Annotated in this window: 10 protein-coding genes, 1 rRNA gene and 1 riboswitch; of the genes, 4 read left to right on the top strand and 7 right to left on the bottom strand. The window is 33.4% G+C overall.

Annotated features, from left to right (window positions below):
- Positions 1-256, bottom strand: a 16S ribosomal RNA gene (locus tag DL897_RS05575); the annotation flags it as partial.
- Positions 257-599: 343 nt separating this feature from the next.
- Here DL897_RS05575 and DL897_RS05570 point away from each other — a divergent pair.
- Both DL897_RS05570 and DL897_RS05565 read left to right on the top strand, forming a co-directional pair.
- Positions 600-1250, top strand: coding sequence for a GntR family transcriptional regulator (locus tag DL897_RS05570; protein ID WP_113658174.1), 651 nt, complete (start codon positions 600-602; stop codon positions 1248-1250).
- Positions 1251-1274: 24 nt separating this feature from the next.
- Entirely contained in the window at positions 1275-2225 is a 951-nt protein-coding gene (locus DL897_RS05565; protein WP_113658143.1) for a DMT family transporter, read from the top strand.
- Positions 2226-2641: 416 nt separating this feature from the next.
- Here DL897_RS05565 and DL897_RS05560 read toward each other — a convergent pair whose 3' ends face one another.
- Entirely contained in the window at positions 2642-3946 is a 1305-nt protein-coding gene (locus DL897_RS05560) for a nucleobase:cation symporter-2 family protein (RefSeq protein WP_113658142.1), read from the bottom strand.
- Between the two features lie 169 nt (positions 3947-4115).
- Positions 4116-4216, bottom strand: a riboswitch (purine riboswitch).
- A gap of 214 nt (positions 4217-4430) precedes the next feature.
- Positions 4431-4928, bottom strand: coding sequence for an acyl-CoA thioesterase (locus DL897_RS05555; protein WP_113658141.1), 498 nt, complete (start codon positions 4926-4928; stop codon positions 4431-4433).
- 245 nt (positions 4929-5173) lie between these two features.
- Between DL897_RS05555 and cdaS the strand changes: the two genes are divergently transcribed.
- Entirely contained in the window at positions 5174-5791 is a 618-nt protein-coding gene (cdaS, locus tag DL897_RS05550; protein WP_113658140.1) for a sporulation-specific diadenylate cyclase CdaS, read from the top strand.
- A gap of 767 nt (positions 5792-6558) precedes the next feature.
- Here cdaS and DL897_RS18995 read toward each other — a convergent pair.
- The 4 genes from DL897_RS18995 to DL897_RS05535 all read right to left on the bottom strand — a co-directional run bounded on the left by DL897_RS18995 (position 6559) and on the right by DL897_RS05535 (position 12510).
- Complete coding sequence (locus DL897_RS18995) at positions 6559-6717, bottom strand: lanthionine synthetase LanC family protein (RefSeq protein WP_420824112.1); 159 nt, start codon at positions 6715-6717, stop codon at positions 6559-6561.
- 41 nt (positions 6718-6758) lie between these two features.
- Positions 6759-6929, bottom strand: coding sequence for a hypothetical protein (locus DL897_RS18150; RefSeq protein WP_168188656.1), 171 nt, complete (start codon positions 6927-6929; stop codon positions 6759-6761).
- Positions 6930-7556: 627 nt separating this feature from the next.
- Positions 7557-9365: an ABC transporter ATP-binding protein gene (locus DL897_RS05540; protein ID WP_145962199.1), complete on the bottom strand. Its 1809-nt coding sequence runs from the start codon at positions 9363-9365 to the stop codon at positions 7557-7559.
- On the bottom strand, positions 9352-12510 hold the full coding sequence (locus DL897_RS05535; protein ID WP_168188655.1) for a lantibiotic dehydratase: 3159 nt from the start codon (positions 12508-12510) through the stop codon (positions 9352-9354). The genes DL897_RS05540 and DL897_RS05535 overlap by 14 nt, the downstream gene beginning before the upstream one ends.
- Before the next feature lie 428 nt (positions 12511-12938).
- Between DL897_RS05535 and DL897_RS05530 the strand changes: the two genes are divergently transcribed.
- Entirely contained in the window at positions 12939-13424 is a 486-nt protein-coding gene (locus DL897_RS05530; protein WP_113658136.1) for a DUF5680 domain-containing protein, read from the top strand.
- Positions 13425-13462 lie beyond the last annotated feature (38 nt).

The following is a 13462-nucleotide window of genomic DNA, read 5'->3' as shown; positions in this document are numbered from 1 at the left end:
TCACCAACAAGCTAATGCGCCGCGGGCCCATCCCTAAGTGGTCGAAACCTTTTACGATTCGCTCATGCGAGCGAAAAGATTATCTGGTATTAGCCCCGGTTTCCCGGAGTTATCCCAGTCTTAGGGGAAAGTTGCCCACGTGTTACTCACCCGTTCGCCGCTAGGAGTTTTCCCGAAGGAAAACTCCCCGCTCGACTTGCATGTATTAGGCACGCCGCCAGCGTTCATCCTGAGCCAGGATCAAACTCTCAAAGTAGTTCTAAACTACTGCTAGTAGTTTGATTGCTCATAAGAATTAACGAGTCATGTTTCACTCTTTAGTTTTCAAGGAACACTTTCTGTTGTTTCATCGCTTTCTTAAGGCGACAAAAGATATAGTATCAAACAGATCAAATATAGTCAATAGTTTTTTTGCTATTTTTTATCAGCAATCCAATTCTCGACTAGTCATGTAAGAAAATATGCATTCAGTTCCATTTATTATTATGTAAATCGAAACTATTCCTCGTTTTCCATGGGTAAATAATAACTTCACTTTACAATTATATTAAATTAAATTTAAATTTGCATAATAAACCAAAATGCGATATATTGGTTTTATGTTGAAAAATCATATTAAACAAATCAGTCGTCCGACGTTAAGAGAACAGGTTTATCAAGCACTCAAAAAAGCGATTGTCACTCTAGAGTTAGAGCCTGGTCAACGTTTAAATGATGTAGAGCTAGCATCTCAATTTGGAGTTAGCCGTACTCCAGTCAGAGAAGCGTTAAAACGCTTAGAAGATGACCGATTAGTCGAGTCTATTCCTGGTTCAATAACTCGAGTCAAACCATTAGATGAAGAGGAGGCCAAACACGCATTTACAGTCGTTGCTGCTTTACATTCTTTAGCTACTCGTCTTGCTGTTCCCAAATTAACACAACATCATATCGATCAATTGGAGCAAATCAATCAATCTTTGCATCAAGCTCTTCAAGAAGCCGATATCATCAAAGCCATTAACGAAGACAACCACTTTCATTATCAATTTTTGGAAATGGCTGAAAATCCTGAAATTAACCTGGCCTTAGACAGAATTACATCTAAAATTTACCGTTTAGAACTTGCCAAATTTGGTTCTACGGAAGGACTTCACTCCGTTCAGGAACATGAAGAAATACTTATCGCTTGTAAAAAAGGGGATGCTCAGAAGGCAGCATATCTTGTAGAGCAAAACTGGTTAAGTCTAGGAAAATTACTGATCAAATAAAATGAAGTGCTGAGGTGAAACTGTTTGCGGCCCATTCTTTTAGGTATATTTGCTGCCTTTTTTTTTGCATCTTCTTTCATTCTCAATCGGTCTATGGAATTATCAGGTGGAAGTTGGATTTGGAGTGCTTCCCTACGTTATTTTTTTATGATTCCTTTTCTACTCGTCATTGTTCTCTATCGAAAGAATTTATCTACGCTGTTACATGAAATGCGCAAACAACCAATAGCTTGGCTACTATGGAGCACAATCGGATTTGGTATCTTTTATGCACCGCTATGCTTAGCAGCAGCTTATAGCCCAGGATGGCTCATCGCAGGAACCTGGCAGATTACTATTATATCAGGGTCTCTGCTTGCTCCCTTTTTCTATGAAAAAATAGAAACTTCATCAGGTATCCAGACGATAAAAGGGAAAGTCCCCTTTAAAGGTCTGAGCATGTCTTTCATCATTCTACTTGGAATTTTACTGATGCAGATCGAACAAGCCAAGCAAATTTCGATCAAAGAGTTATGTTTTGGCTTGATTCTAGTCATTATCGCTTCATTTGCCTATCCACTTGGGAATCGTAAAATGATGGAAGTATGTGAGGAACGACTTGACGTTTATCAGCGTGTACTTGGAATGACACTTGCAAGCCTTCCTTTCTGGCTGATCCTATCACTCTACGGATTACTGACCGAAGGTGGGCCGAGTCTTACCCAAACAAGCCAATCATTGATGGTTGCGATTTGTTCTGGTGTGATTGCAACGGTTCTATTTTTTCATGCCACTGATCTTGTAAATGGAAATATGCAAAAGCTAGCTGCGGTTGAAGCTACACAATCGATGGAAGTTCTTTTTACTGTACTTGGTGAGTTAATTTGGCTGAATACAGCATTTCCTTCACTTTTCTCATGGATCGGAATGTTTTTAATCATTATCGGTATGATTTTGCATAGTTATATTTCAAGTAAATCAAAAATGACTGCATAGCATTGAATAACCTCAATCTGATTCATTTTAGAAAAGAAAAAAAGCATCAACCTTTTACCAACTACTTATTTCATACTGTTTTTACTTTTTCATCTATCATCTCTCCGTTTAAACATCATCAAATTCATTTAATATTACCAGAGGATTATATATTCGAATCAAAATTCCCCTTTAAAACGAGCGTTTCATTCATTACACAAAGTGAGAAAACTTACTCCTATTGGGCTGTTTCCACCATGAAAAAAACAAAGTTTCCTTTAGTATCTAATTTCCGCTACCATAAGATACAACATTCTTTTCTATCTTGAAAACCTAAACTAATCCCAAAAAATAGACCCGTATCACATAAAAAGTGATACGGGCTTATGAGGGTACCAAGATATAACAAAGTCTTTCGGATCAGCTACTCTATCTTCTTATATTGTTTCTTGAACAGTCGATGAGCTCACCTGACTCGTTTTACTTCGCCCTACATTCAGAAGTAAATGTAGAGTAATGGCAGTAATACTTCCAGCGATAATTCCATTTTCTGTGAAAAGATGAAGACTTTGTGGCAATTGTTTAAATAAATCAGGCGCAATCGTCACTCCTAGCCCCACTCCGACCGAACAGGCAACAATGAGCAAGTTCTCATGTCTGTTCAAATCGACTGAACCGAGCATTCTTATTCCAGAAGCTACAACCATTCCAAACATGGCGATCATCGCTCCGCCCAATACAGCAGTAGGGATCAGTGTTGTCAAAGCTGCTACTTTTGGGATAAAGCTTAAAACAATCAATATACTTGCCATCGCCAGAATGACATTTCGTGTTTTTACTTTGGTTAACTGAACAAGTCCCACGTTTTGTGAATAAGTGGTATAAGGGAATGAATTGAAAAATCCACCAACGAGCACTGCTAATCCTTCAGCACGGTAACCTCGCGCTAAATCTTCTTCAGTTAACTTACGATCACAAATTTTTTCTAAAGCCAAGAAAACGCCTGTTGATTCTACAATACTAACCATAGCTACTAAAATCATGGTTAAAATAGCGGATAAATTAAAAGTAGGAACTCCAAAATAGAGTGGTTTTACCATATGAAACCATGAGGCCTCTAATACTGGCTTAAAGTCTACTTTTCCCATCAGCGCCGCAACTACTGTTCCCAAGATAATCCCGAATAAAACAGAAATTGAACGAAGAAAACCAGTCGTAAAACAGTTCATAAGAATAATAAACAATAGAACACCAAAAGAAAGAAGTAAGTTTTGTGGGTGTCCAAAATCCGGACTTCCTTTTCCACCACCCATATCATAAATCGCTACGGGAATTAAGGTTAAGCCAATAATCGTCACAACTGAGCCAGTCACAACTGGAGCAAAAACGCGAAGCATCTTCCCAAATAATCCAGAAAAAATAATAACAAATAGTCCAGAGGCAATAATTGCTCCATAAATCGCTGTAATACCATATTGATTACCGATGGCAATCATCGGTGCGACAGCTTGAAAGGCACAACCTAAAACAACGGGTAAACCCGTACCAAAAAAACGGTTTTTCCATACTTGTAATACAGTTGCAATTCCACAGCCGAGTAGATCAATGGCAATTAAATATGCAAGCTGTTCTGGTGTTAATTTCAACGCTTTGCCCACAATAAGAGGTACAATCACCGCACCCGTATACATGGCTAAAACATGCTGTAATCCCAAAGTATATGTTTTCGTCAGCTTTTGCATGAACCTTCTCCTTTTCCCTTTTTTTATTTAATAGCTGAGGGGAGTTCAAAAAGATGAGTAATATAGCAATCAAAAACTCATCTAAATCCTCCTTAAAAATAAAAAAACTCGAGAAGCTACTGACTCCCGAGCGAAGAACACTTTTTACACAATGGATACCAAAAAAGGGTAAAAAGGTAACCTCACTCGTAGTCTAATCATTTCCGGTGATTAGGTAGAGACTAGCAGGCCAATTCCTGCAATTATACGAGCTGAAAATATTATTCGATTTTCAAACCGATTATAACGTATAAAAGCAAAACAATAAAGTAGAAAAAAATTCATAGACGAACTTTTTCCTTTTTATAATGATTATTATTCGGTTTTATACCATTTAAAAAGCTGCTAACCTATCAGATTAGCAGTGATCAAAAGTCATTTATCATATACAAAGTGAAGTAGCAGAGTTTGTATATATGTAATGATAAGTAATGTTTTTGTTTTATCAGGAGGAACGATTTCCTAAAAAAGTTTCAAATTCCTTTTTGCTTTGATATCGTCGTTCTTTTCTTATCTTTGCTGTCTCATATAATCTCTTCTCCTCTTCCGTTTCAGGAATTACTGGTGGCACTGGAGAAGGCTTCCCATATTCATCAATCGCAACCATGGTGATAAAGGAAGTCGTTGTTAATGTTTTAAGACGTGTCTTTAAATTTTCTGATGTTACTCGACAAAATATTTCCATTGAGGTTTTCCCAGTTGATGTAACAAAAGCCTCTATCGTTAATACATCTCCGATCCGAGCTGGGTTAATAAAATGAAGAGAGTCAATAGAGGCTGTTACTGATGGCTTACGTGCATGCCTCATGGATGTAATCGCAGCTACCTCATCAATTAAAGCCATTACCTTTCCACCAAAAATCGTACCATGTTGGTTTGTATCTGGAGGTAATACAAGAACAGTTTTGATCGTTCTCGATTCGGATACAGCTCTTGGTTCCATATATGAATCTCCTTTTCTGTCTAATCCGATTTAAAATGTATTAGATCGTAAAAATTATACCAAAAACATCTATTATTATTCCAATAAAATTTACTTCGATTCTACAGCTACTTCTTAGCGACTTATTACTCCTTTCTAATAATTTATATTTCAATGATACTTTACAAGAAATTTCCCAACCACATACATTCTATATAATTTGGATAAAATATAAAAAAATTAAAAGAAAGCGGGCTATACATACTATGGATTCAGAAAAAATCGAATTAGATTCATCTATGAAATTACAAGTTAAACAATATATGAAACAGATAAAAACCGATATCGACCAAATGTTACAAGATATAGATCAAAAAGAGATTTGTATTCTATGTGAACTGGAACGAATTAAAAAAATATATAATAAAATGCAAAAGTCAGCTGCTTCATTTTACTTACAAGCATATCTATCACCATTTACAGATCATCATTTAATTTTATCCTCTGCACTCCAAAGTCTCTCAGCACAAAAACATGGGGCATTAATCGTCATTCAAAGAGAGGATCATTTGGACCCATTTATTCATAATGGCACCCCTGTTAATGCAATATTATCTAGCTTTTTATTAGAATCCATTTTTTATCCAGGTAGCCCATTACATGATGGAGCTGTCTTAGTTCGCAATAACCTTATTGTTTCAGCAGGTAATGTTCTCCCACTTTCTTCTTTGGCAACAACCGATTCAAACATTGGAATGAGACATCGCGCTGCTCTTGGACTTAGTGAGCTAAGTGACGCCCTGATTTTGGTTGTATCAGAAGAAACTGGAACTACTTCATTTGCTTTTAAAGGTGAGCTATATCCAATTGATTCTCCTGAATAAAAAACAGATTACAATTCATTTATAAATGACATTGGATAACATGCTTGATACAAAAGAGGAAAACTGGAGGAAAATTTAATATCATCTATAACCAACACTTCCTAAAGATTCTTTCACCATACACTCCAAATCTATTAGATATACAACATCGAATCATCTCCTATTTAAGTCTATAGCTAAGCAATGTAAACACTCACATCAGATTGATCAGTTATATGCCACCATTCGCTGGCTTAATTTATTATGCAAGAATCCAATGGTAAGCTGGGATTCTCCGATTATTCCAAAATAGCTGATGGTTTCTTTGTCGGGGCTGGGGAATGGATATTTACGAGTGACTTTACAGTGTTGAAGAAAGGTATATCGAGGAATTTAGTTAATATATCAGTCAGAAAAGATTTGACACAAGTGTTTTAGCCACATTTCATAAGATAGCACCTAAATTTATTAACCAATTAGCTAAAGAAACTATTTCAAACAACTATGGTATAGTTGGATTTACTTCTTCCTATTTACAAAATGTTCCCTCACTCGCTTTAGCTAAAAAATTAAAAGAATTTAGTCCAGAGCTGCTTACTTTATTTGGTGGAGCCAATTGCGATGGTATTCAAGGTGAAACACTGCATAGGAATTTCCTTTTATCAATTATGTTGTATCTGGAGAAGGTGAGGAAACCTTCAAGCTATTACTAGATGCTCTTGAAACGAATTCAACTCTTTCAGAAATAGGTAATTTATGTTGGCGGGAAGTTGGGGGGGCATCCATCGTTAATAAAAAGTTTCATAATCATTTATTACTTTTGAAGAGAGATATAATGCACGAGCAATTCCAATTTCGCCATAGCACCAATTAGGTCGATCTGTACGACTCTTATATACATGCGGTCTCATATTTTGATCATTTTTTAGTGCACTAGGCCAATATATTTTTCCATATTATTCTATTATGTACTTCTTATAAATAGACATTATTCTTTAATGGCTTCTCTTTGTCCTCTTACAACCATTCCTTCTTTTAAAGCTAGTAATAAAAATACTAACGGTGATGCGATTCCATGTAATAGCCCTAAATCGAGGTACCCATTTGGAAACTCTCTTGTTAAATACTCCTCACGTTTTTTATCGGTTGTTAACCCCAACCCTAATTCTCAATGATTAATCCGTTTAAAACCTGTTCTGAGCTAATCGGATTTACCAACATGGGTACCTGATAATAGATTGACTCTTATATACTATTAAATCCTCCTGAAGTAACAAATAAATAAGTATACTTTAATACAAATTATTGCGTTACAAACTGTCTAATAAGTAAATTAGCTTGATTATAATATCCTGAATTAACCTTTCGTCTTTATTCTAGGAAATAACCAGGTTATAATCTGTATTCTGAAACGCATCGATCAAATGAACATAAAAACTGTCATCTTGTTTCGCGAATGATCCTGTTGCAATATAAATAATATTTTCTTTTTCTGTTAAAAATTGATATAGCATGGGATCGTCGTGAATAGTTAGTTCTTCAGTAAAACTACTTATCTCTGGTGCTACGATAATATAATGATTGGATTCATTTAACTCAAAGGTTGAAGAAAATCGGTTAAAAATAAAATATTATTTTTTCATTTGGATCATAATGACTATATACAGGAATTGTGAAAGTATTCATTTCTCTGGTTGATGTGTAAAAAAAATTTTTTTCAATACCATCAGCTTCACCAAATCATATGGATCTTATCATGACTTTATAGTTAGCTCTTGGGATTCAGTTATTTCTTGCCCATCATACCTAATTGCAAATCATATAACATTGCATATTTCCCTTTATTGTCCATTAACTTCTCATGTGTTCCTTCCTCAATAATCTGACCCTGTTCTAAAACAATGATTCGATTCGCAGATCTAGCATTAATAAAGCGGTGAGTAATAAATATGCCTATCTTATCTTTTGTTACCATAGCAATTCTTTTAAATAGCTGAAATTCTGAAAGTGGGTCTAAGGCAGCTGTTGGTTCATCAAAAACATAAAAATCTGCATCCCTAACAAAAGCTCTAGCAATTGCTAATTTTTGCCATTGACCGCCCGAAAGTTGCACTCCTCCTTCAAACCATTGCCCTACTTGTTGATCATACTTTTTAGGTAACTGTTCAATAAAAGAATCGGCTCCAGCATCTTGGCTTGCTTTAATAATCGAGTGATCATTTTCTAGTTGGTCTAATTTGCCAAAACCAATATTCTCTCTTACACGAAATTGATACTCATTGAAATCCTGAAAAATCACAGAAACCTTCTGTTTCAATTTCTCCATGTTTATATTTTTTATATTGATTCCATTAATCAGGATTTCTCCAGTATAGTCATGATATAAATTCATAAGTAATTTTATTAATGTTGTCTTTCCAGAACCATTTTCACCGACCAGAGCAATTTTATCTCCTTTGTTAATCACTAGATTGATGTTCTTTAGTGCATAATCTTCCTTTCCATCATATTGATATGAAACATTTCGAAGCTCAATCTTCTGAATCTCATTAACTACGATTTTTTCTCCTGTTTCATTCGCTTGCTCTTTAACTTTATATCTTAAAAAGCGAACTAATTCTGAAGCATGTAGACCATCTTGATGAATCGAGAAAAATTGAGTAATAATTAATTTTACATTCTCTTCCACCATAGAGATCGTACGTATATATGTCATTAAGTTTCCGATTAAAATCTTCCCGACAAAAGACTCAAAGATTGCTAATAATACGATCGAGCTCGTAAATACTAAGTTCAAAATCTGAAAGAAAAACGTAAACTTTGTTCGTCTTTTATTTAAAACCCTATTTTCAGTAACAAATTTATACCTAATAGTTTTAAACTTCTCAGTCAAGAAATCCGTTAAATTCAAAGCCTTAACCTCTTTGACAAATAGATCTTTAGTTAATAGATGAGCAATATACCAGGATTTTCTTTCATGTTTCGTACGATTAAAATATACTAAATACTCTTCTTTACTAATTTTAAAAAAATATAAACTAGCGATCATCGGGAAAAATAAAACGACGAACAAAATCCACCAATGCCATATCACCAAAATAGAAATAGAGAATACCAATTTAATCAAAGCAGAAAACAAGCTAAACAAAGAGGTTAAGATTTTATAAGGCCGAAGTCCTGCTTCTTGCTCAGCTCTTTGAATCAAATCATAAATACCAGGATTTTCAAACTCTTTGAGGCCAAACTCCTTTGTTTTCTTTAATACTTTTAGATTAAATTCATATGACAAATAGTCATTATATACAGCAGAGTAATAGCTATTCAGTGAAGTTACAACCTCAGTGATAATTTCAATCACTACAAATATAATCATGCTAATGATGATTGTATTAAATGCTTTACCATTACTAGATTGAATGGTGTTCATAATAGTTTGTGTATTGAGCAAACTAACAAAAGGTAGAAAACCCATTAAAATAGTTAAAATAGAAGTGATAACCAGATATTTTTTTTTAAATGTTAAGATTAGCCTTACTATCTCTATCACATTTTTTATTGTAGAAAAAACTTCCCTCTTATTATTATTGTTTTTCAAAAGCCTTCGCCTGCGCTTTCTTATAGCCCAATCGTGCGTGCAAAGAGTGACGAAGCAAAGCCATTCCTCGTTTCTCTTTATTTTTATCGACTCCGAAAAATCGATTAAAATGCATATGAATAAGACTTAAAAGAATATGTTTGGGTGAATTCGTAATACTTCCTCTCATGGCTTCCTCTTCAACTTGTGTCCAATATCTAAGAATGGAATCACTTCTTTTTTCTAAAATATGAAATAACCTTAAGCCATCATCGGTACTTCTTAATTCCTCCCAATTATGATCAGAATTGATCATTTTAATCCAATTTTTCCTATCTTTATTAAATAAATCTCTATAATCATCTTTTTTTACGACGGAATCCAATATTTCAAATTGTTTCTCTATTGATATCCCAGCATCATGCATTAATTTGGCAAGTGAAATTACCACAATTGTGTCTTCATCCATTGTGATATTATTTTCTTCCATTGCCTTCAGTATTTCGATAGTGGCTAGACTATCATCGTAGAAAAATTCTTCTGCTTGCTCTATGCATTGCATTCCACCATAACGCTCTAATTCACGTTCATAACTATCAATAGACCAAGCTCCCATAATCTTTAATCGCTTTAATTCTTCGGAAAAACGAATGGTTTCTTTTAACAAATGATTAAAATCAATATCCATTGCTAAATCAAATCGAAGCCGGATATGTTGCTTGTTATCTTTATAACGAATAAAGAAAAACTTTTTCGCTAAATTTAAAGCGACCAGTTTATTGGCAAATTGATAAATATAACTAATAAGTACTTCATTTTCTAACTCAGGCTGAATATACATCTTTAAATACATCCATCTTGAAAAAGGAAAAAAAACTCTCTGATCAGAGTCCTCACTGACATTCGATATTTTTTCTACTGCTTTATCCATATTAAAAATTTGTTTCTCTGGCCGTTTCTGTTGTAACAGGAACACGAACTCACTTAAATAGCGGTTTCCTTCGCTATCCTTAGTAATTTGATCATTCGTCTTAAAGATTGTTTCTAGTAGTTTGATTTTGTCATTTTTTCTATAAAAGCTATAGAGTAACTCAATACATTGCTGATCATTTAGATCTAACAATAATCGTTGATCCCATTCTTGAACAAAAACCTGATCAGGTATTTTGTATTTTAATCGATATTCAGCCAGTAATTTGGTAAACTCATTTTTACTAACAATTTGATTTCCCCTTTTAAAGAAAGAAGATTCCAATCTCCAGACAGCGGGGGATAAAATTAAATTCTTATAAGAAACTCTAGGAAACTTTATAAACTTCCTTGAAATCCTATCAATTACTTGAATGACATGAAAAATATTTTTTTGTCTATCTCTACTTGCATCAATCATAAATTTGAATAAGGGTGGGTAATAATTAGAGTTAAACTTGTTATTTACACTAAATGAAAGTATGTTATTGGTAGACTTAGATCGAAAGTAAAAATGGTTTCCTTTTAAACCAATATAGATATCCTCTAGAGATATACTTTTTTTCTCTGGTAAATGAGTCTTAGAGCCAAACTCTAAAAAGGTATCTCGAAAGGTTTCACAGGCCATAACGTTCGCATTTCTACCTATTTTAGGTATGAAAGTTATTTCTACTGTTTCTTTATTGCTTGTTTGTTCAACTTGTTTTAGGTTATGTAATATCTCTTCTTTATTATTTAACAAGTGCATAAATCTCCCTATGGATTGCCCAGCTGATTCACTTCCTATTAATGGACTACATATATATCTTCTTTGATCCTTTTGGTTGTCAAGGATAAATAATGAAAGTTCTATCGATCTTGGTAAGCTTTTTTTATCATTTGAATTTGCATATGCTTCTTCCTCAATACTTCTCCTTCTTAAATTCGATACAAATTCTTCAGATATACTTATTTCATTTTGTTGATTTTCCAGACAATAGATTAGTCTATTGTTTAAATATTCTTCTAATATATCTTCCTGATCTCTCTGAATCATATTCTCTTCCGTCCGATTCGGTAATCCGATGCCATAGACTTCATCGATTACTTCAAGCAAATTTACTTCTCGTCTACCATATTTATCTATAAACTTATTCTTATAATTTTGCAAAGAAGACTCCTCTCTTGGAGTAGCAAATATAGATAAAAAGTCTGCCAATTCTTCCACATCATTTTTTGTGTTTTGATCCAAATCCATTTGTTCGGGATTCCTGTACATATCCACTTGCAAATAGTTTTGGGAAGTTGCGATCTCTTCCATTTGATTTATTAATGATACATACGTATCAATGCCTTTACCTATCTCTAAATGATTATAATAGGTAATTTTCTCTTCAATGCTTTCCAATTTATCAAAATAGTCACTTCGAATTTGATATTTTGCAAGCTTATCTATCAAAGTTTCAAATTGATGATTATTAAGGAGATTTTCTCTTAAATCACTGATTAAATATTCTTTTCCTATGAGCTCACTGATAAAGTTATGAAACACTGTCTCATTTACATCTGGATAATGTTCGTGAAGGATAGTCAAAAGATCTTTTATACTCATAAAGTCGTCTTGTATACTGTTAAATACAATTTGAACAGCCTTTGTATTATTAATGCTTACTTGATCTACTATTTCTTTATTCTTGTCAAAAGGAGATTTTAAGTATGTATTCCATACATTTACTAATTTATACCCTTTATTTAGGAGAGTATTATTTATCCTGACTCTTAACTTGATACCTAATATTTCTTCTGATTTTTTAATAACTTTATATAACCATTCCATATCGGGTCGAGCAATCTTTTTTATGGAGGAATCAGAGCCTATATTGATAGAAGTCTCTTCTGAGAACCTCCCAGTACTAACTCCAGCGGTTAAACCATATGGAGTGGTCCGTGTAGAGTTTCTAATAAAATATTTTAATAAACTAATAAAATGTTTATTGGTTAATTTGTAGTTATTTTCCAAAATAGACAGATATAAATTTTTCGATGATACTAACACACTTTCCTGAAACTTTTTATCCTCAATGAATAACTTTTCTAAATCGTCCCTCTTAAAAATAAATCCCCAACTTTCCCATTGGCTGATATACTTACTATAGGAATTGAGTGTTGTACGAGCAATAAAAAAAGGGTAACACTGATACTTTGCTTGATCTTTCATAAAGATTTCCTCCATTATGAATTTCCTCTTATAACTTTATGAACTTAGTTGATTGGGACTTCCTCTTTCTGTTGCTTTTCACCCATGTTGTCTCTAGATTATAAGATATATAAAACTTATCATTATTTGTATTATTTTTTTATAATTCAGCTTCTTTTTCTTTTTCATTAATATATATCAGCTATCATTTTTATGCAATAGATATTAAAAAATTTATTATAAATATCAAATAATATTCTAGTATAAGATAAATTATAATTATATTAATAAATTAAAAAGTGGGGTACCCCCCGCTTTTGTAATAACCTATATTTTTGATATGAAATGCTAGTTAATCACTGATCCAAAACGGTCGCTAGAGATATTTCTTCTTTTTATACAACACATCGAGATCCGAAATTTCCAATATAAAGAGGAGATAAATCATTATGATACAACCACTATTTGATCAGAAAGCTTTTCTTTCCTTTTTGAATGAAGCTCAAAAAAGTTCATTCACATCTAAACCAACAAATCAGGCTTATTCTCCACCCAATTCAAAACAGTATGAATATGATCAAGACCCTTTTCGATATTGGAGTATTTATTTTGGTTCCCTCTACTTTTCCGGACAAGACATCGTTTTTTTAAAAAATGATCCTATTTGGACAATGAATTACTATGGAGGAATCACCTCAGACATCACAGATATAAAAGAAATAACAAAAATTTATCAAGTACTTAATGAAGCTATCTTTTTAGAAAATCAAACACAATCTTTACGTGGGCCTGCTCAGATGACAAAAGGATCCTATTTATATAGTAATCAATTTAATGGAAGTATCGCTTTGTTTACTGGAGCAGAAAATATCAAATGTATGTGTACTGGAATTGAAGTTTTTTCATTAACCTACCAAGGTGGCTTTCTAAAATAAGGAATTTTTTATATATGTTCAAATAAAAAAGCGGGGTA

This window comes from Thermoflavimicrobium daqui, from assembly GCF_003313465.1.
In the GTDB taxonomy this organism is placed as follows: Bacteria; Bacillota; Bacilli; order Thermoactinomycetales; family Thermoactinomycetaceae; genus Thermoflavimicrobium; species Thermoflavimicrobium daqui.
This window is presented reverse-complemented; position numbering and strand designations above follow the sequence as displayed.